The following is a 26837-nucleotide window of genomic DNA, read 5'->3' on the forward strand; positions in this document are numbered from 1 at the left end:
CCATGTTTAATTCCATCATGACCATTGCGCTGCGTGCATTAGCGACGTTTTATCCGTCGCAGAAACCCCTGCTGTTTTCTGGCTCTGAGTCCGCCATCAAACTGGCTGATTTTATGATCGACAGCGGCGTTAAACACCCGCTGTTAGTCACCGACAGTTTTTTATTAGCCAATGGCATGCTGGATCATTTGATTGCTCACATTCGCGAGCGGGGCTGTGAGGTGACAACCTTCGATGGCATTATTCCCAACCCCACCACGGCGGTTATTGAAGCTGGCTTAGCAGCTGCTCAAAGCAATCAATGTGACGCTGTCTTTGCCGTTGGTGGTGGCTCTGCCATTGACGCAGCCAAAGTGATTGCGGCGGCCAGCAGCAACCGTAAACCAATTCAGGCATTAGCCGGAATTTTAAAACTCAAACAGCCATTGGTGCCTTTTTATGTGGTGCCAACCACATCAGGAACCGGATCAGAATCCACCAGTGCTGCAGTGATTTCTGACACCCAAAGCCATAAGAAACAATTTTTTGTTGACCCTAAATACATTCCGTTAGCTGCTGCACTGGATACCGGTTTATTAAAATCGTTACCACCGGCAATTACCGCCACAACCGGCATGGATGCGCTAACCCATGCTATTGAAGCCTATACCGCCAAAAGCCATTTTGCCGACAGTGATCGTGATGCGGCGATGGCCATTCGTTTGTTGGTTCGGTTTTTACCCGAGGCTTATAACAATGGGAATAACGAATACGCACGTGAAATGGTAGCCATTGCCTCTTTTCTGGCTGGCTATGCCTTTAATAAAGCCGGGTTAGGTTATGTGCACGCTATTTCCCATCAGATCAGTGCGCATTACAACACCGCTCATGGGCTAGCCAACGCCGTCATTCTTCCGCGGGTATTGCGCTTTAATCAATCCGCGTGTGTACAACGCTACGCCGAACTGGAAGCTTTGTTATCGGCCACCGAGATTCAGAATAACGCAGCAGAACTGGCGCAGCAGTTTATCGCACGAGTAGATCAGTTATCCGACACGCTGAATATTCCGGCGCAGCTAACCGATCTGCAGCCTCAGGATTTTGCAGCCATTACAACCGAGGCACTGGCAGAAGCCCGCCGTTCTTATGCCGTTCCCCGAGTGATGAAAAAAGCTCAGGCTGAGGTCATTCTACAATCGGTTTATAACGGTAAGCGTGATATTTCGTTCTCACACTAACTTGCACGGGACAAGCGTGTATTTCTGACTTCTTTGGGCTTTTTGCTGAATTTTTTAGTAAAAGCCCGGATAAAACTGGCTGACTCAGCATAGCCAACCCGCCAGGAAACTGTTTCGGTCGCCATTCCGGTTGTCTCCAGCAATTCATAAGCGATGGACAAACGTACATCCGAATAAATATCACGAAAACGGCTGCCTTCATCTGTTAACCGGCGTCGCAACGTTCGCTCCGTGAGGTTCAGCAATTGGGCAACTGTCTGGATTTTTATCTCTTCCCCAATATGATCCATCATCACGTCCCGGACTTTTGCAGACCAGGGGCGCGAATCTTCTTTGATACGCTCCAATAACGATTCACATTGCCGGAGGCAATACTGCAGCGTCTGAGGATCAGACTTTGGCAATGGTTTATCCAGCCATGCCTGCGGAAACAATAACGCTGCCGACCCGGCATTGCCACGGGCACGGAGTGCAGTTGCTGCAGACAGCGCCTCAATATAATCCGGAGACTGACGTGTACTTTCAACGACAAAGTCGTCATGTGATTTCAACTGCAGGATCTCTCGGATAAAGGTCACTGCGACCACCGCATGACGCTCAAGCAAAAAACCATGAATTGTTTCAGGTAGTTGCTGCATATCAAAAACGAGCCTTGCTTGCCCATCGTCTTCGGTCAGCCGCATATCAGCAATAACAAATGACAACTGAATAAAGCGAATGGCCGTATCAATCGCTGTTCTTAACGTCGGGCTGGTTAAAATGGCAAAGCCCCAGATGCCAAAAGCATGGACATGCATACGATTGCCAACATCACTGCCAAGTCCTATGTCCTGCTCAGACATTCTGACCAGATTTTCAATCGCTTTGGCTTCCTGATCCAGCGTCAGTCGGGTCGATTCATTACCAATATCCACCAGAGTCAATCCGGTACCAGCCAGGCAATCCTGAGGGTTCAAACCCCGGGCTTCGGCAACGTTGCATAATAACTTCAGGCTTGTTGCGTATCGCATTCAGTTACAACCGTTTATTTGTCTAACATAAATAATCCGTTTGTTTTTAACACAAAAACCAGCAGGATCACCAACTTATGCTTCTGACAACAAAAACCCCGGCAGAGTTTTCACTCAACCGGGGTTTAAACAATCTACAACTGACAGCGGTATTCCAAGGAATCAACCCAGCAAAATACCGGCTCCGAAAATACCCAACGCCGTGGCGGCCACATTCCAGATGATGGTTCTGGCACCAACAATTCCCAGCGCATAAGTGATTACGTAAAGCACGCGGGATGCAGCAAAGACCATCGCACTCCACTGCGTCATTTCGTTAGACACTCCCGCCTGAGTGGCAATAAATACCAGCGGTACAAATACAACAGCCGCTTCGATGGAGTTACGGATGGCCCGCTCCAGCCTGCCCAATACCGGACTTGGATTATCCAGCGGTACATCGCGGTTACCCGACACATAGGCGAAATTCGTCGTTGCGACCGTCACCATTGCCTGGGCAAAAATGGTGAAGAAGATCGTGGCGCAAAATACATACAGCGAAAGTACTTCAGTTGTCATGGCTCATGTTCCTTGATGAGTAATTAGTTTATTTTGTACTTAGTAGTACAAAATAAATATGACAGAATAACAGCCTTCGCTCAACCTTTTTGTTTCGGTCAGTACAAAATGCCAAGAAATCGCAGTTTTGATGAAAATGAAGTCCTTTACAAGATCATGTGGCTATTTTGGCAACAAGGATATGAAGCGACTAACCTCGGCCATTTAGAAGCAGCAACGTCATTGCCCAGAACCAGTTTATACAATGCTTTTGGTAACAAAGCCGATATTTTTGCACGCATACTGGGCCTGTATCATCAGGTGATGGAACGTAATTTTGCCGAACTGACTGCCGACCCAGACGTCACAAAGTTAGTCACGGTATTTGAAGCAATGCTCGACCGTCATAGTGAATCCGGCGCTCAGTTTCCTCTCGGGTGCCTGATGGTTGGTGCCGCCTCTCAACGAGCGCTACTGGAACCACGACACATTGATCTCGTACACAATTACCGCGCCATGCTGGTAAGCAGAACAGAGAGCATCCTCAGCACCAGCCAACAAGCCGGACTGATTCGTGCTGACCTGAATGTGGCGGAATCGGCTGAATTTCTGGTGTGCGTGGCCTGGGGGGCATTGCTAACGCAGTGCATTGATGTGGGCGGCAACAGCGTACAATCGGCCTTGCTAACGCTGAAACAAACCTGCGCGAGCTGGTGCACTCAACCGCTTTCCTGAATTCAGCGGGTCGTATTGGTCAGCCAACGATCAGCAGAGATCTGCTCACCCTAAAAACGAAAAACCCGGCCAGATAAACTATCTGGCCGGGTTTTTCTTTGGAGCTTTTGCCGGTTACAGATTAACCGCCGAAGTCATCCAATAAGATGTTTTCTGGTTCTACGCCCAGGTTTTCTAACATCTTGATCACCGATTGGTTCATGATTGGTGGCCCACACATGTAGAACTCACAATCTTCCGGTGCCGGGTGATCCTTCAGGTAATTCTCCAACAGAACGTTGTGAATAAAGCCTGTTAAACCTTCCCAGTTATCTTCTGGCTGCGGGTCAGACATCGCCACGTGCCATTGGAAGTTCGGGAATTGCTCGGCTAATGCATCGTACTCGTCCTGATAGAACAGTTCTTTCAGGGAACGTGCACCGTACCAGAAGCTGATCTTACGATCGGACTTCAGACGCTTCAGCTGGTCAAAGATATGAGAACGCATTGGCGCCATACCCGCACCACCACCGATGAATACCATTTCGGCATCGGTGTCCTTAGCGAAGAACTCACCAAATGGTCCATATACGGTTACCTTGTCGCCTGGCTTCAGGTTGAACACGTAAGACGACATGATGCCTGGGTTAATACCGGTTGTGCCCGGAGGTGGCGTTGCAATACGGATATTGAACTTAACCACACCCTTCTCTTCCGGGTAGTTAGCCATTGAGTAAGCACGGATCACGTTTTCTTTGTTTACTGTCTTCAGGTCGAAGAAGCCAAAGTGTTCCCAATCGCCACGGTACTGTTCTTCGATATCGAAGTCAGAGAAGTTAATTTCAAATGGAGGACACTCCAGCTGAACGTAACCACCGGCACGGAAATCAACGTTTTCACCTTCTGGCAGACGCAGAGTCAGCTCTTTAATAAAGGTGGCCATATTCGGGTTAGATTCAACCGTGGTCTCCCACTTCTTAACACCGAATACTTCTTCATCCACTTCAACAACCATGTCTTGCTTAACCGGCACCTGACACGAGAGACGCCAGCCTTCACGCGCTTCACCTTTGGTGAAGTGAGACTCTTCGGTTGGCAGCATAGAACCACCACCATCGGTTACCTGACACTTACACTGGGCACAGGTACCACCGCCACCACAAGCTGATGACAGGAAGATGTTGTTGGCTGCCAGGGTTTGCAGCAGCTTACCGCCAGCTTCGGTTTCAACGGTGGTTTCACCGTTGATCAGGATTTTAACTTTACCGCTGCTAACCAGCTTGGCACGTGCGCTCAGAATTACCGCTACCAGAGACAGTACGATAACCGTGAACATCACTACGCCGAGGATAATTTCTGGACTCATAGTGATCGCTCCTTACAGTGATACGCCGGAGAAAGACATAAAGCCCAGAGACATCAGACCAACAGTCATAAAGGTAATACCCAAACCTTGCAGACCTGCCGGTACGTCACTGTACTTCAGCTTTTCACGAATACCTGCCAGCGCAGTGATCGCCAGCGCCCAACCTACGCCTGCGCCGATACCATAAACGGTCGACTCAGCGAAGTTGTAGTCACGCTCTACCATAAACAGAGAGGCACCCATAATGGCGCAGTTCACGGTGATCAGCGGCAGGAATACACCCAGTGCGTTGTACAGCGCTGGTACGTATTTATCCAGAACCATCTCCAGGATCTGAACCATCGCAGCAATAACGCCGATGTAAGTCAGCAGACCTAAGAAGCTCAGGTCAACCGCAGCATAGTCTGCACCCAACCAGGCCCAGGCACCTTCTTTTAATACGTAGGTGTAAATCAGATTGTTAACCGGCACGGTAATGGCCAGTACCACAATCACGGCAACACCTAAGCCCAGAGCGGTCTGAATCTTCTTGGAGATTGCCAGGAAGGTACACATGCCCAAGAAGAAGGCCAACGCCATGTTTTCAACAAACACAGCCTTAACGAATAAACTGATGTAGTGTTCCATTAGTGGTGACCTCCATTCTCAGTGTTCGGCAGAATTTTGAAGTCAGCTGCTTCCACTTGTTCAGTCTTCCAGCTGCGCAGTGCCCAGATGAACAGACCAATAATGAAGAACGCACTTGGTGGTAACAGCAACAGACCATTGGACTGATACCAGCCACCGTTAGTAACCAGCGGCAGGATTTCGATACCCATCAGAGAACCGGCACCAAACAGCTCACGTACCACAGCAACCACGATCAGTACTACGGAATAGCCTAAGCCATTACCGATACCATCGAAGAAGCTCAGTACCGGGCCATTCTTCATAGCGAATGCTTCAGCACGGCCCATCACGATACAGTTGGTAATAATCAGACCCACGAATACCGACAGCTGCTTACTGATTTCGTAAGCGTAGGCTTTGAGAATCTGATCCACCACAATTACCAGCGAGGCAATAATGATCATCTGCACGATGATACGAATATTGTTCGGGATGTGGTTACGAATCAGTGCAATACCCAGGTTAGAAAACGCAGTTACTGAGGTCAGTGCAATACACATAACCAGAGTTACCTGCAGGCTGGTGGTTACCGCCAGCGCAGAACATACACCCAGAATCTGAACCGCAATCGGGTTCTGGGAGAATAAAGGTTCGGTTAATACGGACTTAACAGACATTAAGCACCTCCTTTAGCAGTCGCCAGGAACTTGCCGAAGCCGTTCTCACCGACCCAGAATTGAACCAGGTTAGAAACACCTTTACTGGTCAGGGTTGCACCTGACAGGCCGTCAACACTGTTCATGTCATCAGCGGGTGCTTTACCTTTAACCACTTGAATCGCCAGATCACCCTCTGCGTCATACAGCTTTTTGCCGTTCCACAGTGCTTTCCAGGATGGGTTATCCACTTCGCCACCCAATCCAGGGGTTTCAGCGTGAGAGTAGAAACCTAAGCCCACAACCGTTTGCAGATCACCTTCCAAAGCCAGGAAGCCATACAGGGTAGACCACAGACCATAGCCGTGTACCGGCAGAACCATCTTCTCGACGATGCCATTGTTTTCTACGGTATAAACCGCAGCAAACGTAGCTTGACGACGAATGCTGGCCAGATCTTTATCGGCTGCCAGCTTGGCAGACAGCGCCGGATCTTTGGCCGCTTTACGCTGGTCATAAGCCTCTGGGTTGTAGCCCGCCGCTTTGATTTCGTCCAGCTCAGCAGCCGTTGCGTAACGGCCTTCAGCCAGGTTCACAACTTTTGGCGTGATATTCTCTTCAAACAGCTTTTTGATCTCATCCGCTGAAGGCTTAACACCACCCTCAACCAGACCTGCTGCTAATAAGATGTTGTAGTTTTTATCCAGCTGCTTATTTGCCAGCTGAATTGGCTTCAGGGATACAGCAGCGCCGGCGACGATGATCGAGCACACCAGACACAGCAGAATCGCTACCAATAAGGTTTTTTGAATACTGTCGTTATTAGCTGACACGAGCAGTCCTCCGCTTGATGTTGGCCTGAACCACAAAGTGGTCGATCAGAGGGGAAAACAGGTTGGCAAACAGAATCGCCAGCATCATACCTTCCGGGAAGGCCGGGTTGATCACACGGATCATCACCACCATGAAGCCGATCAATGCACCAAAGACAAACTTGCCTTTGTTGGTCATGGAAGCGGATACCGGATCGGTTGCCATAAAGATCATACCGAAGGCAAAACCACCGACCACTAAGTGCCAGTACCAAGGCATGGCCATCATTGGGTTAGTATCAGAGCCAATGCCGTTGAACAGCAGCGTAGTTGCCACCATACCCAGGAACACGCCCAGCACAATACGCCAGGAAGCAATGCCCATGGTCATCAGCACAACACCACCAATCAGGATCGCCAGAGTAGAGGTTTCACCCATAGAACCCTGAATCAGACCAAAGAAGGCATCAAACCAAGTGATATCACCAATCTGGCCATTCACCACACCTTGCTCAGCAGCCGTACCCAGCGCAGTTGCACCAGAGAAACCATCAACTGCAGTCCATACGGCATTACCAGACATATCGGCCGGGTAAGCGAAGAACAGGAACGCACGGCCAGTCAGTGCCGGGTTAAGGAAGTTTTTACCGGTACCGCCGAAAATTTCCTTACCAATCACCACACCAAAGCTGATGCCCAGCGCCACTTGCCACAGCGGGATGCTTGGCGGCAGGATCAGAGCAAACAGCACCGAGGTGACGAAGAAACCTTCGTTCACTTCGTGCTTACGAATGGTGGCAAACAATACTTCCCAGAAACCACCCACGATAAAGACCGTGGCGTATACAGGCAGGAAGTAAGCAGCACCAAACACCATGTTGTCCCACACGCTGGCGGCATTGTGAGCACCACCGCCCAGCAGAGCGATCAACCATTCACGCCAGCCTTCAATCGCAGTACCCGCACCAGCAGCAATGGCTTCATTCGCCTGCAGACCAATGTTGTACATACCAAAGAATAACGCCGGGAAGGTACAGATCCACACGGTGATCATAATACGCTTCAGGTCGATACCATCACGCACGTGTGCCGTGTTGTTAGTAACGTTTGGCGGAGAGTACAAGCCAGTATCAATGGCTTCGTACAGCGGATACATTTTTTCGTACTTGCCACCCTTCACGAAGTGAGGTTCAAGTTTATCGAGCATAGAACGCAGCATGATTAACCCTCCGCTTCGATTCGAGTTAAGTTTTGACGCAGGATTGGGCCGTATTCGTATTTACCCGGGCACACAAAGCTACACAGGGCTAAATCGTCTTCGTCCAGTTCCAGCGCACCCAGGTTGATGGCCGTTTCCATGTCTTCCACGATCAGTGCACGCAGCAGCTGAGTCGGCAGAACATCTAATGGCATCACACGCTCGTAAGCGCCCACGGGTACCATGGCACGCTCGGAGCCATTGGTGGTTGTGGTCATTGGGAACAACTTGTTCATCAGTTTTGACAGGTAGATCGGCATCACAGAGAAACGCTCAGTACCCGCTGTCAGATAGTGCAACATCGGGCGATCACGACCTTCTTCCAACACAGATACCTGATTGTGGAAGCGACCCAGGAACTGATGACCGTTAGCAGCCGTGCGGCCACCAAATACAGAACCGGATACCACACGGTTTTCGCCGTCTTTGGTTTCACCTGCAGTTACCTGATCCAGGTTAGCGCCCTGAGGTACACGAACCAGACGAGGTTTAGTTACCTGCGGACCTGCCAGAGCAACCACTCGATCGGTGTAGATCTTGCCGGTCAGGAACAGAGCGCCAAATGCGATAACATCCTGATAACCAATGGTCCATACGGTACGGCTCTCGCTGACCGGATGCAGGAAGTGAATGTGAGTTCCTGCCAGACCAGCCGGGTGCTTGCCGCCAAATTCTTCAGTTTGCTCAACACCCGCAGTTGGGATGTTTGCAGCAGGCGCCTTACAAACGTACAAAGTGCCTTCGGTCAGACGCTTCAGTACCTGTAAACCCGCTTTAAAGTTGTCAGCTTGCTCGTTAATTACCAATTCAGGATTTGCCGCCAGCGGATTGGTATCCATTGCAGTGACAAAAATCGCTTCCGGCTTGCTATCCAAAGCAGGAACACGCGAAAAAGGACGAGTGCGCAGCGCAGTCCATAATCCGGACTTCACCAGATTATCCTGAACGTCTGCCGCAGACAGTGAACCCAGCTGATCCGCTGAGTAAGCATTGAAGGTCTCTTCGTCGCTACCGTCGATTTCAATCACAACCGACTGAAATACACGACGCTCACCACGGTTTACAGCTTTCACTGTACCCGCAGCTGGTGCTGTGTATTGCACCCCTTCTGTTTTTTTGTCGGTGAAAATCACCTGGCCTTTCTTGACTCGATCACCGACCTGAACCGCCATCGTAGGTTTCATACCCACGTAATCCGGACCCACCAGAGCAACTTCCGTTACCTTGGCTGAATCTGAAATGACTTGCTCAGGTGTTCCGGTGATTGGTAAGTCGAGACCCTTCTTGATGTTGATCATACGCCTCGCCTAATCACAGTTGACCCAAAGATACTGATTTCCAAATGCACAAAAACACGCACAACCAATCCCCTCTCACCAAGGTTGCTGTGCGCGAAATGAACAATCTACCCTGTTCGATTCATTTTTGTATTTGGAAACAAGTACTTGGACCCATTTCCCAGTAAAAAATCGCGCTAAGTATAATGACCACACCATGATTAATCCACCGCTGTTATAACCAATTCATTACGCTTTTGGCTTTGCAGCCCAGGTTCGCAATCAATTTGCCACTCTGGTCAGGTTAAGAGGTCAGGTGTCAGCCACTCAATGTTTAAATTTTAGACAAAAAAAAGCCATTGCAAGGGCAATGGCTTTTTATTCAGCAAAATTGTTAATTCAGAGAATTAACCGCGTGCCGGGAATTCAGGATAATTCACACCACAAACCTGCTGAGCAATACGAACAACCTGACGGCTGTAACCGTATTCGTTATCGTACCAAACGTACAGGTTTACACGGTTGCCGTTAGCAATGGTTGCCTTAGCATCAACGATACCGGCATGGCTGTTACCCACAAAATCAGTAGAAACCACTTCCGGAGAGTTTACCCAGTCGATTTGCTTCTGAACGTCAGAGTGCAGCGACTGTTCACGCAGGAAGTCATTTACTTCTTCTGCAGTCACGTCTTTGTTCAGGTTCAGAGACAGGATCGCCATAGAAACGTTTGGCGTAGGAACACGAATCGCGTTACCGGTCAGCTTACCTTTCAGTTCAGGCAGCGCTTTAGCAACAGCAGACGCTGCGCCGGTTTCAGTGATAACCATGTTCAGCGGCGCAGAACGACCACGACGATCACCTTTGTGGTAGTTATCGATCAGGTTCTGGTCGTTAGTGTACGAGTGAACAGTCTCAACGTGACCATTATCAATGCCATAAGCATCGTTCATTACTTTCAGAACCGGAGTAATAGCATTGGTAGTACAAGAAGCAGCAGACAGAATCTTATCGCTTTCTTCGATAACACCGTTATTGATGCCGTATACCACGTTCTTCAGGTCACCTTTGCCCGGAGCCGTCAGCAGCACACGAGCGGTACCTTTAGCTTCCAGGTGCTGACCCAGGCCAGCTTCATCACGCCATACACCGGTATTATCAATGACCAGCGCATTGTTGATGCCGTATTCAGTGTAATCAATTTCGGCCGGGTTATTGGCGTAAATGATTTTGATGTAGTTACCGTTAGCAATCAGCGCTTCGTTTTCGTGGTCAACTGTTAGCGTACCGCGGAATGTACCGTGGATAGAGTCACGACGCAGCAGAGAAGCACGCTTAACCAGGTCATCACCTTTACCACGACGAACAACGATTGCACGCAGACGCAAACCGTTACCACCACCGGATTTTTCAATCAGGATACGCGCCAGCAGACGACCGATACGACCAAAGCCATACAGCACAACGTCACGGTTCTCACCTTCCGCCGGAGACTGGCCAACAACGTCTTTCAGTTCTTCAGCAACAAATTCGTTAACATCACGACCGTTACCTTCATTGCGGAACTTAACCGCCATTTTGCCCAGATCAACGTGAGCACGGGCAACGTTCAGCTCGCTTAACGCTTTCAGAATTGGATAGGTGTCATGAACAGACAGCTCCTGAGACTCCATATGACGCACAAAACGATGCGCCTTCAGCAGCTCAATCACAGAGCGATTGATGATTGGACGGCCATACAAAGCAGTCACAACATTATTTTTACGATACAGACCACCAATCAGTGGAATCATTGCTTCAGCAATTGATTCGCGATCCATCCAGTCCTGCAAACAAGCTTCGCGCATATCTTGGCTCACGGTGTCACCTTCCAATATTTAAAGTGAGTGGCAAAATTTGGGGTGCGTATTATGCCGCTTTTTGTTGCGACAGACAATTAAGGCCGGGACTGCATCCGAAAACAGCGAATCTGGCATCCGAAACCCGGTATCAGAGCCCCGATATCGAGAGTCCGCAGATCAGGGCTCAGAGCGACAAAGCCTTCAGAACAAAATAAAAAGTGCTGCCGGATTGCGCCGAGCGTACTTGTATCTGGCTGTTATGCCTCTGCAAGGCCACATCAACAAAACGTAACCCCAGCCCCAGACCTTTTACTTTGGCTTCCTGCTTCCCTACCCCGCGTTGGAAGGATTTGAACAGATTTGGCAACAAGGCCTCAGGAATACCTGGCCCCTGGTCAGCAACCTCAACCAGAATGCTATCACCCTGCCTTGCTACTGTGACGGACACCCGGGTCTCTTCCGGGCTGTATTTAATGGCATTACTGCAAAGATTCATCATCACCCGTTCCAGTAAGTCACCATTGCCGGATACCCAGCAGTCATCATCAACTTCCAGACCAACCTCAATGCCTTTTTCCTGAGCCTGCTCGTATAAGGTATCGACCGCATTCTGACAGACGGAATACAGGTCAACATCATAAACCTGAATATCATCGTCGCTCTCAACCTTCGCTAAGCTGAGAAACTCGTCGGCAAAGTTGAGCGCCCGGCGACTATGACTGTCGACTTTTCTCAGCAACTCAGCCAGCGGCAAAGCATCCGGTGATTCTTCCGCCTGACGTACTAAGGCCTGTAACGATGCAATCGGCGAACGCATATCGTGAGAGATAAAATCAATCATTTCGTTACGTGCTCGTTGTGCTTTTTTAATCTGGCTGATATCTGAAATATTCACCACCAGAACCGGCAACCCGGTACGCTGGTCTTCCAGACAAACAATATTAATGGCCACATCCATTCGGTGATGAGCCCTGTCAAGACGCGCTTCCGCAGCAACGAGCTGCTCACCAACCAACACTTGTTGCCAGACATCCTGCCACTTCATACGACCAGACAGCTGACAATGCTCCAGAATATTGTAAAGGTTTCGGTCAGCACCGCTATAAAGCTCCAGCCAGACATCCACCAGCGTATTATGAAACAGTAGGTGGCCACCCAGATCAGCAACCAAAACCGCTGAACTCAACCCCTGAATACTGGACTCAAACAAATGCTGACTGGCAGCAATATAATCCTGATAATCCTGTACCAGACTCATCTGCCGGGAAAAAATATCGCTACTGCCAGCTGCAGAGTGCCGGGAACCGTCTGCGAGATGCATCGAATCTGAAAGGTGTTTCGGCTCTGAAAGGTGTTTTGAAAACGAAGCCGTCAGCAGCGATACCTGACGCTGTTCTTTTTGTCCGAACTCTTTAAATAATAAATGCAGGAAACAGGAATGCTCGGCCAGTGCCAGCGGGATAATTTTTTGTACCACATAACGTGAATCCGGCTCGTATTGTGAATCAGGTGTCAGACGATAATGCTCTACGCCCAGCACTTTGATCAGTTGTTTCAGAGCATGTTCATCTTTTAATAATAACTGGTCGGGGAAATGAAAACTGTTGTCCCGACGGGTTGTTTCCAGGCGTAAGGTTTCACTGCGAAAATAAGAAAACAAACGCGATAGGCGAATCACATTCCAGGCGAAAGGGATTAACAACAACGTCAGACCAATGCCCGCAACCGGATACCAATAGCCCATTCGCATCATCACCAACGACGAACCGATGTACAGTGCCAGCATTAATAATGAAAAAAACAGCTGATCGGCCATAGGCAAACGTGGAATTAAAGCCGCCATCAGCAAAATAGCCAGAGTATTCAACAGGTAAGTCAGCCAACGAGGTAAAGCCCGAATCTCTCCCTGTTGAGCAAACATCTGATAAATACTGGCATTGATGTCCACAGCAGAAATCTGCCGGCCTTCGCGGCTGACAGGAGTAATCAGCGGATCTCCGATAGAAGTTGCAGTCACTCCCACAAACACCGCTTTCTGATAAAACTCAGCCGGGTCAACTTCACCGGTAATAACATCAACAAACGAATAATGTTGAAATGGATGTGCAGTTTCTGCAAAGCGGATCAACAGATCTTCTTCCTGCTCATACGCTTTTGATTTTTCCGGATTCGCCAGGTTGAAAGCTTTTAATGAAAAGTGTGGCCAGCGCTGTTGCTGAAACAGATCATTGACTCTTAACTGGCGGTAAACACCATCACCATCCAGATACACATTGACGTGTCCCAACTCGGCTTCATCAATCAAAGCAGCATGAGGTAATACCAGCTCCAGCGGCCCGGCATTAAATACCCGATCAAAATAAACCGGCAGAACCACCCGGCCATTATGACGAATTGCCTCGGCCAGCACATAGTCGCTACTGGTTAACGGCACATTACCAGAGCCAAACGCCAGGTTATAAGCAACCACCCTGGCGTTCGCCTGCGTCAGTATATTAATCAGTTCTGCATGAAAGGCCCGATCCCAGGGCCACTCACCAATTAGCGATAAACTCTGATCATCAATTTCGATAATGGCAATATCATCGGTTTCGGGCAAACCGGACTGCTGCATAAGTTGATCGTAAATAAAATAATCCGCCGCACGTGACCAGCGGTAATCCAGATTGATATTTACCAACAGAATCAGCAACACGGCCAGCAATAGCAGTGAACGATCAAACGCCAGCTTTGCAATTGCCATTAGTTCGTCGTAGTCGCCATTTTCAAACGTCGGGCTTGCCCTTCAAACCCTTGAGCATCAACGGCACTGACCTGAATCTCGTATTCCCCATCATCCGGTAAGTCGAGTTCAAAACTGGCATCAAACGATTCCATCTCCCACACCAGTACATTATTTTTGCGCAGCGAAATACGATATTTTTCGGCACCGGCTACCGTTTTCCAACGAAGCTGATAAGGCAGAGTAACTTGCTGAGCAGAGGTAAATTCCAACTGCGGACGAGGCAACAATGCAACTGGCTGCGGCAGTGCCTCACCTTCAGTGGCACGCAACGCTTGTCCTGCTGCCAGCGCTTGTTCACCCTGTTCATTTTCCAGACTCAAACCACCTTCCAGCAATTCCGTCGACATCACAGCCTTACCGTTATCATCTTCAAGCCCGACCCGGAATTCAGTACCACGCACCGCAGCAACCGCCGCCGGTGTTGAGATATCAAATCGACTGCCAGCACCACGCAGCTTTTCCACAGTGGCTTTCACACGTCCTTTTAATAACCGGATGCGAGTATCAGCAATACCACCACGTTGGTAATAACGTAAACCTTCCAGCCGGACTGAACTGTTGGGCTTCAGCAGTAGTTTAGAATCGTCAGCAAACTGAATCATGGCACTGCCATCCTCAGCGGTAATGACATCCGAACGATTTAATTTATCTCCCACACGAACAGCAACCTCGCCCTGCTGATCCTTACGGGCAACACTGACATCACCTTCAACCGCAACCACCAATGCCTGAGCCAGAGCGGGCTTCAACCAGGATTTCGGAATCCGCAAAATGCTGTCCGGCGGCAGATATTTCGGGTTTTTAACCTGATTATATTCCACCAGTTTGCGCCAGCACTGAGGTTCTGACACATAACTTTTGCAGATATCCCAGATGGTATCGGTTACCTTAACCCGGTAGCGCCAATCCGAGTCTTTTTCTTCTGCAAAGGCCAAAGATGCCGTTAATAACGGCAACAACATCACAATCACACGCAACATTCTGTCTGTCATCCCTGATCAATACGCTCTAAACGATATCCATGCTGATAAATGGTTTTAATGCGGAAGCCGCTGGCCGGCGTAATGCCCAGCGCTTTACGTACCCGACTGATATGAACATCCACGGTTCGGGTATTTAAATCCGTTGATACACCCCATACCGCATCCAGTAAAAAACTGCGCGACATAATACGGCCAATGTTATCAAACAGGCAGGTAGCCAGCTCAAAGTCTTTATCTGTCATTTCCACCGGCTTGCCATCACAAAAGGCCAGACGGTTCTGCATTTCAAAACGATACGGGCCATGCTCCAGCACCCGGCCATCGCCAGACTCCGGCCCTTTGATACGACGCAATAACGAGGTAAGACGCGCTTTTAACTCAGTTTTTAACAACGGCTTACGCATATAATCGTCAGCACCCAGCTCCAGCGCAGTGACCACATCTTCTTCACTGTCACGCATTGAGCAAAACAATACCGGCAGATCCTGATGGTATTTTTCACGAATCTGGCGTAATGCTTCGGTGCCCGGCATATCCGGTAATTCCCAGTCCAGTACGGCTGCATCAAAGTTGCGATCTTTCAGTCGCTTTAACAATAACTGCGCCTGACTGAAATGCTCGTATTCAAAACCAAATTCATCAAACCAGGCAGTAACATTCGCCGCCTGATCCGGATCATCTTCTAGGTAAGCAATTAACACAAAAAAACTCCTAATTACCGATTTTGCTTGTAACTGAATCCATTACTGACTTCCACCTGCCACACCGTTTCCGGAGTGCTGGGTAATATGAGACGCTAACTGCGCCAGTAAGCGACGCTGAGTCAGCACAGCCGCTTCAAAGCCATTTTCAGTGAGTGTCTGCTGCAGATAAAAACGCTGCATCGACAGTCCTGCCAGCACATAACTTCCCGACAACGTCACCTGCCCAGCCTCATTTACTGCCATCTGATCGATGATCAAACGAATTTCCTGACGCTGCTCATTATTCGTAATTCCCTGGCGTGCACTGGTCACCTCACAGGCACAGATCTGATTCAGTTCATATTCCAATACCTGAGTCACACCCGATGCTAAAGGCTCAGCCCATACATGGTAATGCGCCAGCTGCACCTGTTGTTGTCCGCGCAACATCACCAATGCTGTTCGGTTGAGATGATCTGCCAAAACCACAGGGGCAATAAAATAGCCCGGTTTATCAGTTTGCGCTGCTTTAAAGGGGCCGTTACCGGCACTCAGCAAATAATATTCAGTGGTTGGTACTTTACTGGCACAACCCGCCATCAAAGCCATCGCCATCAACAGCACAGACATTAACCATTTTTTCATTATTAACTCCAAAAACCAGAACGCTTAAACCAAAACCACTAAGGCGCCAGCGGCTGAATATCTTCACTGCGTGGCTCACTGAATAACAACGCACTGGGTTTATTGTTCAGCTCATGCAGTAATGGCTGTAAATCGCCCAAAGCTGCCCGTAATTCAGTCATCAGCTGTCGTGCCTGGCGATAATTTTCAGAATTCGGGCCAACTCCGGACAGTGCCTGATTCATGGTTTCCAGTGTTTCAGATAATTGCTCCGGTAAACGCCGGGTACTTTCATCCGCCAGTAAACCATTGGTGTGATGACCCAGCTGTTCGACTCGCTGCAGAGTAGCATTCAGTTGCGCCAACACCTGATTAGCCTGTTGCAAGGTATCTTCCAGCGGCAAACCGTTGACCTTATCGAGTAACTTCTCAAGTTTATAGGAGATTTGTTCCAACCCTTCCTGAGACGTTGGAATCACAGAGTAACCAGAATAAATATCCGGAAAATCCGGCAATTCATCATCGTGAAAATTAATGGCAACAAACTGGCTGCCACTGAGTAAATTACCGGTTTGCAACTTGGCACTCAGACCATCGGCCACCCAGGTAACAAAGTCATTGCGAAACGCATCCAAGCCCTGCTGACTATCACCATAACCAATCCGCCCCGGTTCCAGATAAATCAACACCGGAATCATTTTATCCAGTTCCGAATTGCCGCTGCGCTCCACACCTTTCACATTAATCTGCGCCACACTGCCAATGCGGATACCACGATATTCCACCGGTGCTCCTACGGTTAACCCACGGACTGAATCCTCTAGCAAAATCAGGTATTCCGCCCGATACTGGTGTCGACGCTCAAACGCAGAACGCTGATTCGCATGCAAATGGAACGGCTGACTGCCATCGACTTTCTGCCCGACCGGTAAATCAGGTGGCACATCAAAAGTAATACCGCCCGCCAGCAGCGATGCCAGAGATCCGGTCGTGACATTAACGCCTTCAGCCGAGGCATCCAACTGAATTCCAGCCACATTCCAGAAACGGGTATTGGTGGTAATCAGGCGGTCGTACGGTGCATCAATAAAGATCTGATACACCGCCTGTTTCATATCAGCATCAAACGAGGCACTTTCCACCTGTCCTACCCGAAAGCCCTGATACAACACCGGATCAGCCACGGTCAGGGAATGACTGCTGTCACTGAACAGCTTCAGCGCTAAACCGGGTGTACCGGGAGAAGTCAGCGGCACATCTTCCAACCCGGTGAACTGTCTGGCACCGGCCTCTGCCGTACCCGGATCCAGTTCGATATAAGCACCTGATAATAAAGTACCTAAACCAGAGACTCCGGTGGTGCCCACTCGCGGTCGCACGACCCACAAACGTGCATCCCGGGTTAACAGCGGCTCTGCCGTTTTATCAATACGGGCAGTCACCGTGATGCCATCCAGGCCCGGATTCAACATCACCGATTCCACTGTACCAATATCAACACTGCGGGTTTTGATGCGGGTTTTACCAGCTTCAAGTCCTTCTGCGGTAGCAAACTGCACTTTAATCAAAGGCCCCTGATTGGCCATAGTGCTGTACACCATCCAAACACCAATCAATAAGGCAACCACGGGAATTAACCAGACCGGAGACCAGCCGGATTCCTCAACCTCCGGGCGATTCATCTTCATCTTGTTCTCTGTCCTCCAATACATCCCAGATTAAGCGGGGATCAAAGTTTTTCGCGGCAAACATGGTAATAATCACCACAGCAGCAAATGCCAGCGCCGCCGGGCCGGGCATAATCGACATCAGATTCCCCAGTTGCACCAGAGCCACCATCAGGGCAACCACAAACACATCCACCATTGACCAGCGCCCGATAAATTCGGTGATGCGATAAAGGTGAGTGCGGCGCCGGGGCGTCTGCTGCCGCCCATGATGCACGGTATAACACAGCCAGATAAGCGCTAATAGTTTTACCAATGGCACAACCACGCTGGCAATAAAAATAATCAGCGCAATCGGGTAATCTCCGTGCATCCAGAAATACACCACACCGCTTAAAATCGTATCACTACTACTGACGCCCAGTGTGCTGGTAATCATAATCGGCAGCACATTCGCCGGGATATACAGAATCATGGCAGCAACCACCAACGCCATCGTGACCTGTAACGAATGTTTTTTCCGTAACGTCAGGTGGTGTCCACAACAATGACAATACCCTTTAGCGACAAGCGTTAGCCGGCCGCACACATGACAACAAGCCAGCCCTTGTTCTGCGGCACTATTACGGGAATAACGACCTGGCTCAGCCATTCTCTCTTCCTTCAGCTGCCCTTACTTCAACCGCCCTTCCATCATCGTATTTCCCGCTTCGGTCGATACCATGATGCAGCCAGTGCCACAGTTGCAGGCGATCGGTTTTCGACAGCACATACGTCACGGCAATACTGAAACCGATATACGCCCAGAGTGAAATACCCGGGATTACATCGGCCATACCAGCCAGTTTAATCAGGCTGACCAACACTCCGATCAAAAAGACTTCCACCATAGACCAATCGCTCAGACGAAAGAGATTGGCAAATACTGGTATACCAAACCGTGGTTGCCGATTAAAAAACAACGGCGTTAATAAATAAAAAATACACAGCAGGTATGCCGCCGGCGCTAACAAAATAAACACCAGAATCAAAATACTCAGCCCTGGATAGTGATAGTGCCAGAGTGTGGTAACGCTCTGCAGCAGGGTGATCTGCTGATACTGCCCGGATACCTCAAATGCCAGAAATGGAAAAGCATTGGCCATAATCAGCAACAATAAAGCCGTAATAGTAATGGCTAACAAGCGTTCAGCATTACGTGGATCAAAATTGGCAATAATGGAATGGCAACGCGGGCAGCTTAATTGATAGCGCGCGTGTTGCGGCAGCTCAATTAATAAATCACATTCATGGCAGGCGGTGTGATTCTCCAATGGCTCCATCAGTACCTCATACAGCGATCCAAACCAATAGCAGAATCATAAATGAATATACAGCCAGGCAAAACAGCTCAGCAAAATAAATCAACGCAAACGATATGGATATGCAATTTCCGCAAAAAGCGCACAAAAAAGCGGCCCATAGGCCGCTTAATCAGATCAGAAGTCATGACTTAAAAGTTATAATTGGCCGACCAATAGGCAAATATCACATCGTCGTCATTGTCACGTTCTTCAATCACGTCACCTGCCATCAGGTAGCTGACCCCACCACTGAACTTAACCTGTTTGGTATAGGCATAGCTCACAACCACATCCAGTTCATCAGCAATATGGGTATCTTCACTGTTGGCGGTACCTGGCAATGCGGCACCACCCGCATTATAAACCGCGTCTTCTTTTTCCGCTTTGTAGAAGGTATGCAGCTGAACCCGTGTGGTTAATTTCGCCATCGGCTTCAGGATAAGACCAATATTACCGGCCAGCACGTTACGACGGCCAATATGATCGGCAAAACCAAGATAGGCATGGCCCAGCGGGAACAACTGATTAAAAGTGCCGTTATTATCATCACTCAGATCGTCATCACCGGAGCCATAATCCAGCCCTACAAAATAACGCTTCAGTGCACCGGACGTCACACTAAAGCCCAATTCTGAGCCTAACATCCAGGCCGACACATCATTATCCGCTGCATCCGTCCCGGTTTGTGCAGCGGCTTCTACATCCAGATCCCAACCACTGCCTTTATGGTTTATACGCCCGCCCAGAGTATGAATATTCTGATCGTCGGTGTTCTGCAGGTTTAACCAGTAGAGATCCGTCTTGGTCGCTTTTGAAAGCACACCACTACTGTAAATACCGTTAAACGCAATATCGTCTTCGGCCTGGTTAAATTCAAACTTACGCACCGGCACAAACTGAGTCGCAAACACCGCAGTGTTCCAGCCACCACTGTTGTAATCCAGGCGAACACCATCCCAGGTGCGTAAGGTATTACCCCAAGGTAACGGGCTGACCAAGCGCTGCTTACCAAAACTTAACGCCTGACGACCTAAGCGCAAACGCGCTTCTGGGGTGAACTGATAATCGACAAAAGCCTGTTGTAAGGCCAACGTATCAACATCCAGTGTGCGTCGCTTGCCCGGTAAATCCCTTTCGGTTGCGCCGGCACTTTTAATTTCCGTAAATAACCGAACTTTCTCACCAAAATGAAAATCTGCATGACCAGTTGCCCGGGCTAAATGAAAGATATCGTCGTTATCATCATTAAAGCCGAGGTTGCGCCAGAACTCGCCACGATAACGCACATGTCCACCAAAGCTGACCCAGTTGTCACCTGAGCTATTTAACTTCACATGCTTATAATCATTATTGTAATACCGACTCCAGTCTTCGTTGGCACGAAGAAAAGAGAAAGCCGGAGCCTGATTCGATGCACCGGATGTCGAAGCATGGGCCATACCCAAGGGCAATGACATGCCAATGACGGCGGCAATATAGACGGGAAGTCGCGCTGGTAACATAAATTAATCCTTAGCTGAGCCTGATTATTATCATCGTTGTTATACTTTGAACTGAGCAAGCACCTTACTGAGTTCTGTCGCCTTAGAGGCCGAATCGCTGCTGACCGAGAAACTTTGCGCTGCATTGGCAGCGGTATCCTGACCAAAGCGGTAAATCTCATCCACATCTTCATTAATGCCCTGATTAACCGCCGACTGCTCTTCGGCAGCCGTGGCAATTAACGCAGTCATCTGATAAATCTCTTCAACAGAGCGCTGAATAGTGGCAAACACCTCGTGTGTTTTCTGAGTACTGACGGTTGTTTTTTCAGTGTATTCATAACTGGTTTCAACAGCCGTGACGGCATTACGGGATTCGTTTTGCAGGCGCTGAATGATGTTTTCAATTTCACTGGCCGAGCCCTGGGTTTTACTCGCCAGACTGCGAACTTCATCCGCTACCACGGCAAAACCGCGCCCCGCTTCTCCGGCACGAGCCGCTTCAATGGCCGCATTCAGTGCCAGCAAATTGGTTTGCTCAGTCAGCCCTTTGATAACATCAACAACCTGACCAATGGCATCCGATTGCTGCGCCAGAGATTGAATTACGGTTTTTGCATCCGTCATACGGTGATTGAGCTGATTAATGGCAGCAATAGAGCCATCCACTACCTGAGTACCTGTATCCAGTGCGCTAAAGGCGTTATCGACCATGACTTTGGAGCGGCTGACATTTTCAGCAACTTCCCGGGCGGTCGCTGACATCTTCTCAACCGCCGTAGCCACCTGCACTGTTTTTTGCTGCTGCTGACTCAACATATCCCGGGTCTGGCCGGCGTTAATGGCATTTTCGTTCGACTTTTCAACCACCACATCCGACGATTCCTGAGCCTGCTGAATAATATTCTGCAGCTGATCAATAAAGCCATTAAAGGCATTGGCTAATTCACCCAATTCATCCTGACTGTCGGACTTCACCCGCTTGGTGAGATCGCCATCTCCCTGAGAAATCTGCTTCACTCGCTCCAGCAAATTATGCAGACTCGAAGCAATGATATGAGTGACATAAAACAGCGCTAACGCCCCAATCAGTATTACCACCACCATCACAACAGCACTCTGCCATTGCAGCTGCGACAAAAATGACTGCACCTGGCCAGCCTGATAATCCAGTCGGCGCCATTCGCCTACCAACTCAGCTAGCATTTTTTGCGTAATCGCACTGTTTTGATTCGCCGCCTGCTGCTCAGCAGACTGTCGCTGAGAATAAAGCTGCTCAACCTGGTGAATGGTATCTTTGATTTCGCCAATTAACGTGCGCAATTCACGATAGTGATAACGCGGCGTGATTTTTAATAAGGTAGAGTAATCCGCCAATGCCGACTCGGCCGACATCAATTCCAGCAACGCACGTTGCAAACTGGTATCACTGCCGGTTTCCAGGTATTGGTTAAGATAAGCCCGGCTGGCTGTTAACCCGGTATTAATGCGTGCTCCCAGATCGGTCGTGTTCACATTATTTTCCAGCACCCCCAGATCGCGAGTGGTATTGGCTAACTGCTCTGCTTTTGGCCCCTGCGTTTGGTTTAATTCCTTTAATTGCTGGTGCAGCTGTTCACTCAAAGGCCACAAGGTATTGATTAATGTTGTGCGATAGGCACGGTCCTGAGCAATGACCTGCTCAATCAATGTATGAGAGTCGGCATCAGCGGTCGATTGCATCAAAATGGCGGAAAGCTCATCAAATTCTTTTTCGAGTAATTCAATAATGGCTTTTTGTTGATGGTTACTGGTCAGTAAATACTGCTTATTCAGCAACTCACGGCGCATAATATTCTGCACCATTAATAATGAAGTACCGTTGGTCGCCTGATCATGGATAAAGGTTTTTAGTGTATCAACACGATCATTACTGGCGCTTAACTGATTAACCAGATGCAGGGTAAATACCGCTAATAAACTGCCGATCACCACCAGCACTAACATCAGCTTTTTCCGGATCGAGAGATTCTTGAGCATGATCAACCTCAAATTAACTGGTTCAGCAGGTTTTGAATCAGTCGCATATTGGCAACCACCTCATTGGGTGTAATTTTATGGTTAGTGATTTCCTTATTGGGAATCACCGGTAAATTGCGCTGAATATTAATTCGGGTTAATTCAGCCAGAATATTATTGGTTGTATCGTAAACATCCGACGGAGTGATATTACCGGACGGAAATCCAGGTACTCTTAAAGGTTTAATTTTTAATTTACGTTCCAGCGCAACCAGCTGGTACAGCACCTTAAAACCTTCGATATTGGCATCAATCGGTTTTTTACCAGAAACAGCCACTTTCTCCGGACGTTGCAGTGTTTTCCCCATGTCGCTGGCTAACTGATTAATCCCCTCAATAATGCGTTCCGTATTGCGATAAACAAATGCTGGTTTAATCGCACCAACCAGTTCATCCATTAACAGTGATGCACGCCAAACATGCTCATAAACATCCGACGGGGTTTTACCTGGCACCAAACCATATTCTTTTGCTGAAGTGATATTCAACCGTTGTTTAATCACCTGAATCTGGGTATCAATCTGAACCATCAACGCCAGTACATCAGAAGGTGTGGTGTTCTGGGTGGGCAAGCCCGGTACCGGCACCGTTGGCAAGTTATTCGCTTTCTGATAACGCTGTACTTTTTCGAACAGCTCCAGCCCTTTGGTGTACACATGCAGCGGGGTTTTGGCGATCTGAATGCCCGGATCACGGGCTGGCTCATGGATATTCTGCTGTTGTCGGATGGCATGAATATCTGCTACAAGCGATTCAACTTGCTGATATACATGACTGGGAGTGCTCGCCTGAGACTGCAACGAAAAAAACAGCAGCGAAAAACACAGCAACAAAGGAGAAGATAGGAAAGAAAAACAAGATCGGCCGAAGCGCATGTAATACCTCAGGAACAGCTCGTAAATAGTTGTACACAAAGGTATAGACAAGGCCGAAAGCTTATTCAAGTAACGACCGGCATTAAAAAAACACTAATAAATCAAGGCAGTAAGTACACAATAGGCAGGCCATACTCACAAGTACAGATGTTATCTGAACATATATAAGAACATACGTTCATCAAGTGCTACAATTTTGACCAACCAGACAGCTTTAGAGAGAAACTATGCATAATCTGACCTTAACCCAGCCGGAGCAACTGGCAGATACCGAATTTCTGCGTGCCTTGCCAAAAACCGAATTACACCTGCATCTGGAAGGTTCACTGGAACCGGAGCTGATGTTCAGCCTGGCTGAGCGCAATGGCATCCAGTTGCCTTATGCCAGCATCGAAGAAGTCAAAGCCGCTTACGATTTCCATAACCTGCAATCATTCCTCGATATTTATTATCAGTGCGCGGATGTGCTGCGAACCGAACAGGACTTTTACGACCTGACCTGGGCATATTTAGAGCAATGCCACGCCGAAGGTGTGGTGCATATTGAGCCTTTCTTTGATCCTCAGACCCACACCGATCGTGGTATCGACATTGAGATAGTGATCAACGGCATCAGTCGTGCTCTGCAAGATGGAAAAGAAAAGCTTGGCATCAGCTACGGCTTGATTCTGTGTTTCCTGCGTCATCTGTCCGAAGAAGCCGCATTTGCCACACTGGAACAGGCAAAGCCTTTCCTGCAGCACTTTGTTGGTGTTGGCCTGGATTCTTCCGAGGTAGGCAACCCACCTGAAAAATTCGCCAAGGTGTTTGCCGCTGCCGCAGAGCTAGGGCTCAAACGCGTTGCCCATGCTGGTGAAGAAGGCCCGGTTGAGTATATTGAAGGTGCACTGGATATCCTTGATGTGCAGCGTATCGACCACGGTGTTCGTTGTACTGATAGCGATGCCATGATTCAGCGTCTGGCCGATTCGCGTATGCCATTAACCGTATGCCCGTTATCCAATACACGCCTGAAGGTGTATCAGGATATGAGTGAGCACCCGATTCTGGAACTGCTGGATAAAGGTGTATGTGTAACGGTTAACGCCGATGACCCGGCATTTTTTGGCGGTTATCTGCTGGCCAACTATCAGGCGCTGAGCAATGCACTGGGCATGACACGCCTGCAAGCCGCGCAATTAGCGGCCAACTCGATTGAAGCCAGCTTTATTTCGGATGAAGAAAAGCAGCGCTTACTTAAACAATTACAGGATGTGTTAGATCAGTTATCTGCCTGATTTGTTTTACAGGCACAAAAAAGGCGACCCGAAGGTCGCCTTTTTCAGAACTAACTAGCCAATCTCAAATTAAGAGAACTGGTTAGAAGTGTTCTTAGCGCCGCCCGCTTTCAGAGCGTTTTCGCCAGCAAAGTATTCTTTGTGGTCGTCGCCCATGTCGGAACCAGCCATGTTTTGGTGCTTAACGCAAGCGATACCTTGACGGATCTCTTTACGCTGAACGCCTTCAACATAACCCAGCATACCTTGCTCACCGAAGTACTCTTTAGCCAGGTTATCAACAGACAGTGCAGTCGTGTGGTAAGTAGGCAGAGTGATCAGGTGGTGGAATACGTTCGCTTCGCGAGAAGTATCAGCCTGGAAAGTCTTAACGCGAGCGTCAGCAGCAGCAGACAGCTCAGAATCGTCGTATTCAGCAGACATCAGGTTGTTACGATCGTATGCAGAAACGTCTTTACCTTCAGCAGCCCACGCATCGTAAGTTTGCTGACGGAAGTTCAGAGTCCAGTTGAAAGATGGAGAGTTGTTGTAAACCAGCTTCGCATCTGGGTGTACTTTACGTACTTCGTCCATCATGCCTTTGATCTCGTGTACTGTAGGTACAGCAGTTTCGATCCACAGCAAGTCAGCACCAGCGTTGATAGCTTCGATACAGTCGAATACACAACGCTCGTGGCCAGTGCCAGCGCGGAACTGGTACAGACCAGAAGGCAGACGCTTAGGACGAACCAGCTTACCACCACGGTTGAATACAACATCGCCTTCAGCCATGTCAGCAACGTCAACTTCTTCAACATCCAGGAAGGAGTTGTAAACGTCACCTTGGTCGCCTGGCTCTTTAACTACAGCGATTTCTTTGGTCAGGCCAGCGCCTTCAGAGTCAGTACGTGCAACGATCAGGCCGTCATCAACGCCCAGCTCCAGGAAAGCGTAACGCAGAGCGCGCAGCTTGTTGTGGAAGTCAGCGTGAGGAACAGTAACTTTACCGTCCTGGTGACCACATTGCTTCTCGTCAGCAACCTGGTTTTCGATCTGCAGACAGCAAGCGCCCGCTTCGATCATTTGCTTAGCCATCAGGTAAGTGGCTTCAGCGTTACCGAAACCAGCATCGATGTCAGCAACGATAGGTACGATGTGAGTTTCGTAGTTGTCGATTTGAGCTTGCAGTTCAGCTTCTTTAGCTGCATCGCCAGCTTCACGAGCTGCGTCAACAGCACGGAACAGGCCACCCAGTTCACGAGCGTCAGCTTGACGCAGGAAGGTGTACAGTTCGCTTACCAGACCAGCAACAGCAGTCTTCTCGTGCATAGATTGGTCAGGCAGAGGACCGAACTCAGAACGCAGAGCAGCAACCATCCAACCAGACAGGTACAGGTAACGACGCTTAGTAGTACCGAAGTGCTTTTTGATAGAGATCAGCTTTTGCTGACCTACGAAACCGTGCCAGCAACCCAGAGACTGAGTGTACAGAGACTTGTCTTTGTCGAACGCTGCCATGTCTTCACGCATGATTTTGGCAGTGTAACGAGCGATATCCAGACCAGTTTTGAATTGGTTCTGAGCACGCATACGTGCAGCAGATTCTGGGTTGATAGCGTCCCAAGGGTTACCAGCTGCTTCTTTCAGCGCTGCAACCGCTTTGATGTCGTCTTGATAAGCTGACATAAGGTCAATCCTTCAATGTGGGGTTGTTGGAGAGTTAGGTTTATACAAGTTATTTATACAAACCTTGTGTTAGTCGATGTACTGACTAACGCTAACTGCAGG

The 26837-nt window shown here is 49.0% G+C and carries 23 protein-coding genes; 3 read left to right on the plus strand and 20 right to left on the minus strand.

From position 1 onward, the window contains the following. Positions 1 to 2 precede the first annotated feature (2 nt). Positions 3 to 1217 carry an iron-containing alcohol dehydrogenase gene (locus ACO05E_RS01145; RefSeq protein WP_419811171.1) on the plus strand — a complete coding sequence of 405 codons (1215 nt, stop codon included), beginning with the start codon at positions 3 to 5 and terminating at the stop codon, positions 1215 to 1217. On the opposite strand, the gene ACO05E_RS01150 is transcribed toward ACO05E_RS01145, so the two are convergent. Together ACO05E_RS01150 and ACO05E_RS01155 are read right to left on the minus strand one after the other, a co-directional pair. After that, positions 1214 to 2227: an AraC family transcriptional regulator ligand-binding domain-containing protein gene (locus ACO05E_RS01150; protein ID WP_419811172.1), complete on the minus strand. Its 1014-nt coding sequence runs from the start codon at positions 2225 to 2227 to the stop codon at positions 1214 to 1216. The genes ACO05E_RS01145 and ACO05E_RS01150 overlap by 4 nt on opposite strands. A 162-nt stretch (positions 2228 to 2389) precedes the next feature. After that, entirely contained in the window at positions 2390 to 2785 is a 396-nt protein-coding gene (locus ACO05E_RS01155; protein ID WP_419811173.1) for an MAPEG family protein, read from the minus strand. A 156-nt stretch (positions 2786 to 2941) separates the two neighbouring features. Here ACO05E_RS01155 and ACO05E_RS01160 point away from each other — a divergent pair, with 156 nt between their 5' ends. Then, positions 2942 to 3499, plus strand: coding sequence for a TetR/AcrR family transcriptional regulator (locus ACO05E_RS01160; RefSeq protein WP_419811174.1), 558 nt, complete (start codon positions 2942 to 2944; stop codon positions 3497 to 3499). A gap of 121 nt (positions 3500 to 3620) precedes the next feature. On the opposite strand, the gene nqrF is transcribed toward ACO05E_RS01160, so the two are convergent. The 17 genes from nqrF to ACO05E_RS01245 all read right to left on the minus strand — a co-directional run bounded on the left by nqrF (position 3621) and on the right by ACO05E_RS01245 (position 23793). Next, a complete protein-coding gene (gene nqrF / locus ACO05E_RS01165) occupies positions 3621 to 4844 on the minus strand; it encodes an NADH:ubiquinone reductase (Na(+)-transporting) subunit F (RefSeq protein ID WP_419811175.1) in 1224 nt (407 codons plus the stop codon). A gap of 12 nt (positions 4845 to 4856) precedes the next feature. Next, positions 4857 to 5471, minus strand: a complete 615-nt coding sequence (gene nqrE / locus ACO05E_RS01170) for an NADH:ubiquinone reductase (Na(+)-transporting) subunit E (RefSeq protein WP_419811176.1) — start codon at positions 5469 to 5471, stop codon at positions 4857 to 4859. Continuing rightward, positions 5471 to 6130 (minus strand): NADH:ubiquinone reductase (Na(+)-transporting) subunit D, encoded by a 660-nt coding sequence (locus ACO05E_RS01175; RefSeq protein ID WP_255857035.1) that lies wholly within the window; start codon positions 6128 to 6130, stop codon positions 5471 to 5473. The genes nqrE and ACO05E_RS01175 overlap by 1 nt, the downstream gene beginning before the upstream one ends. Next, entirely contained in the window at positions 6130 to 6942 is an 813-nt protein-coding gene (locus tag ACO05E_RS01180) for a Na(+)-translocating NADH-quinone reductase subunit C (protein WP_255857036.1), read from the minus strand. The genes ACO05E_RS01175 and ACO05E_RS01180 overlap by 1 nt, the downstream gene beginning before the upstream one ends. Then, complete coding sequence (locus tag ACO05E_RS01185) at positions 6932 to 8143, minus strand: NADH:ubiquinone reductase (Na(+)-transporting) subunit B (protein WP_419813641.1); 1212 nt, start codon at positions 8141 to 8143, stop codon at positions 6932 to 6934. The genes ACO05E_RS01180 and ACO05E_RS01185 overlap by 11 nt, the downstream gene beginning before the upstream one ends. Then, positions 8143 to 9477 (minus strand): Na(+)-translocating NADH-quinone reductase subunit A, encoded by a 1335-nt coding sequence (locus tag ACO05E_RS01190; protein ID WP_419811177.1) that lies wholly within the window; start codon positions 9475 to 9477, stop codon positions 8143 to 8145. The genes ACO05E_RS01185 and ACO05E_RS01190 overlap by 1 nt, the downstream gene beginning before the upstream one ends. Positions 9478 to 9863: 386 nt before the next feature. Next, positions 9864 to 11312, minus strand: coding sequence for a glyceraldehyde-3-phosphate dehydrogenase (locus tag ACO05E_RS01195; protein WP_419811178.1), 1449 nt, complete (start codon positions 11310 to 11312; stop codon positions 9864 to 9866). Between the two features lie 166 nt (positions 11313 to 11478). Beyond that, entirely contained in the window at positions 11479 to 14037 is a 2559-nt protein-coding gene (locus tag ACO05E_RS01200; RefSeq protein ID WP_421722717.1) for a CHASE2 domain-containing protein, read from the minus strand. Next, on the minus strand, positions 14037 to 15059 hold the full coding sequence (locus tag ACO05E_RS01205) for a FecR domain-containing protein (protein ID WP_419811181.1): 1023 nt from the start codon (positions 15057 to 15059) through the stop codon (positions 14037 to 14039). The genes ACO05E_RS01200 and ACO05E_RS01205 overlap by 1 nt, the downstream gene beginning before the upstream one ends. A gap of 8 nt (positions 15060 to 15067) precedes the next feature. Next, a complete protein-coding gene (locus tag ACO05E_RS01210) occupies positions 15068 to 15763 on the minus strand; it encodes a response regulator transcription factor (protein WP_419811182.1) in 696 nt (231 codons plus the stop codon). 42 nt (positions 15764 to 15805) lie between these two features. Further along, positions 15806 to 16390, minus strand: a complete 585-nt coding sequence (locus ACO05E_RS01215; protein WP_419811183.1) for a PqiC family protein — start codon at positions 16388 to 16390, stop codon at positions 15806 to 15808. A 38-nt stretch (positions 16391 to 16428) separates the two neighbouring features. Beyond that, positions 16429 to 18057, minus strand: coding sequence for an intermembrane transport protein PqiB (gene pqiB / locus ACO05E_RS01220; protein WP_419811184.1), 1629 nt, complete (start codon positions 18055 to 18057; stop codon positions 16429 to 16431). Then, entirely contained in the window at positions 18032 to 18688 is a 657-nt protein-coding gene (locus ACO05E_RS01225) for a paraquat-inducible protein A (RefSeq protein ID WP_421722718.1), read from the minus strand. Before ACO05E_RS01225 ends, pqiB begins: the two co-directional genes overlap by 26 nt. Further along, positions 18681 to 19358 carry a paraquat-inducible protein A gene (locus ACO05E_RS01230; protein ID WP_419811187.1) on the minus strand — a complete coding sequence of 226 codons (678 nt, stop codon included), beginning with the start codon at positions 19356 to 19358 and terminating at the stop codon, positions 18681 to 18683. The genes ACO05E_RS01225 and ACO05E_RS01230 overlap by 8 nt, the downstream gene beginning before the upstream one ends. Before the next feature lie 170 nt (positions 19359 to 19528). Continuing rightward, entirely contained in the window at positions 19529 to 20881 is a 1353-nt protein-coding gene (locus ACO05E_RS01235; RefSeq protein WP_419811188.1) for an alginate export family protein, read from the minus strand. A 39-nt stretch (positions 20882 to 20920) separates the two neighbouring features. Beyond that, positions 20921 to 22879, minus strand: coding sequence for a methyl-accepting chemotaxis protein (locus tag ACO05E_RS01240; protein WP_419811189.1), 1959 nt, complete (start codon positions 22877 to 22879; stop codon positions 20921 to 20923). Positions 22880 to 22887: 8 nt separating this feature from the next. Next, positions 22888 to 23793: a hypothetical protein gene (locus ACO05E_RS01245; RefSeq protein ID WP_419811190.1), complete on the minus strand. Its 906-nt coding sequence runs from the start codon at positions 23791 to 23793 to the stop codon at positions 22888 to 22890. Positions 23794 to 24020: 227 nt separating this feature from the next. On the opposite strand from ACO05E_RS01245, the gene ACO05E_RS01250 reads away from it, so the two are divergent. After that, entirely contained in the window at positions 24021 to 25070 is a 1050-nt protein-coding gene (locus ACO05E_RS01250; RefSeq protein ID WP_419811191.1) for an adenosine deaminase, read from the plus strand. A gap of 69 nt (positions 25071 to 25139) precedes the next feature. On the opposite strand, the gene ACO05E_RS01255 is transcribed toward ACO05E_RS01250, so the two are convergent. Beyond that, on the minus strand, positions 25140 to 26735 hold the full coding sequence (locus ACO05E_RS01255; RefSeq protein ID WP_419811192.1) for an isocitrate lyase: 1596 nt from the start codon (positions 26733 to 26735) through the stop codon (positions 25140 to 25142). Positions 26736 to 26837: the final 102 nt, after the last annotated feature.

Source organism: Bacterioplanoides sp. (assembly GCF_965226395.1).
Taxonomy (GTDB): domain Bacteria; phylum Pseudomonadota; class Gammaproteobacteria; order Pseudomonadales; family Oceanobacteraceae; genus Bacterioplanoides.

Bases quoted from the DNA above. Each gene is read 5' to 3' on its own strand.
- ACO05E_RS01145 (WP_419811171.1), top strand. From the start codon at position 3: ATGTTTAATTCCATCATGACCATTGCGCTGCGTGCATTAGCGACGTTT.
- ACO05E_RS01150 (WP_419811172.1), bottom strand. From the start codon at position 2,227: ATGCGATACGCAACAAGCCTGAAGTTATTATGCAACGTTGCCGAAGCC.
- ACO05E_RS01155 (WP_419811173.1), bottom strand. From the start codon at position 2,785: ATGACAACTGAAGTACTTTCGCTGTATGTATTTTGCGCCACGATCTTC.
- ACO05E_RS01160 (WP_419811174.1), top strand. From the start codon at position 2,942: ATGTGGCTATTTTGGCAACAAGGATATGAAGCGACTAACCTCGGCCAT.
- nqrF (WP_419811175.1), bottom strand. From the start codon at position 4,844: ATGAGTCCAGAAATTATCCTCGGCGTAGTGATGTTCACGGTTATCGTA.
- nqrE (WP_419811176.1), bottom strand. From the start codon at position 5,471: ATGGAACACTACATCAGTTTATTCGTTAAGGCTGTGTTTGTTGAAAAC.
- ACO05E_RS01175 (WP_255857035.1), bottom strand. From the start codon at position 6,130: ATGTCTGTTAAGTCCGTATTAACCGAACCTTTATTCTCCCAGAACCCG.
- ACO05E_RS01190 (WP_419811177.1), bottom strand. From the start codon at position 9,477: ATGATCAACATCAAGAAGGGTCTCGACTTACCAATCACCGGAACACCT.
- ACO05E_RS01200 (WP_421722717.1), bottom strand. From the start codon at position 14,037: ATGGCAATTGCAAAGCTGGCGTTTGATCGTTCACTGCTATTGCTGGCC.
- ACO05E_RS01205 (WP_419811181.1), bottom strand. From the start codon at position 15,059: ATGTTGCGTGTGATTGTGATGTTGTTGCCGTTATTAACGGCATCTTTG.
- ACO05E_RS01215 (WP_419811183.1), bottom strand. From the start codon at position 16,390: ATGAAAAAATGGTTAATGTCTGTGCTGTTGATGGCGATGGCTTTGATG.
- pqiB (WP_419811184.1), bottom strand. From the start codon at position 18,057: ATGAAGATGAATCGCCCGGAGGTTGAGGAATCCGGCTGGTCTCCGGTC.
- ACO05E_RS01225 (WP_421722718.1), bottom strand. From the start codon at position 18,688: ATGGCTGAGCCAGGTCGTTATTCCCGTAATAGTGCCGCAGAACAAGGG.
- ACO05E_RS01230 (WP_419811187.1), bottom strand. From the start codon at position 19,358: ATGGAGCCATTGGAGAATCACACCGCCTGCCATGAATGTGATTTATTA.
- ACO05E_RS01235 (WP_419811188.1), bottom strand. From the start codon at position 20,881: ATGTTACCAGCGCGACTTCCCGTCTATATTGCCGCCGTCATTGGCATG.
- ACO05E_RS01240 (WP_419811189.1), bottom strand. From the start codon at position 22,879: ATGCTCAAGAATCTCTCGATCCGGAAAAAGCTGATGTTAGTGCTGGTG.
- ACO05E_RS01245 (WP_419811190.1), bottom strand. From the start codon at position 23,793: ATGCGCTTCGGCCGATCTTGTTTTTCTTTCCTATCTTCTCCTTTGTTG.
- ACO05E_RS01250 (WP_419811191.1), top strand. From the start codon at position 24,021: ATGCATAATCTGACCTTAACCCAGCCGGAGCAACTGGCAGATACCGAA.
- ACO05E_RS01255 (WP_419811192.1), bottom strand. From the start codon at position 26,735: ATGTCAGCTTATCAAGACGACATCAAAGCGGTTGCAGCGCTGAAAGAA.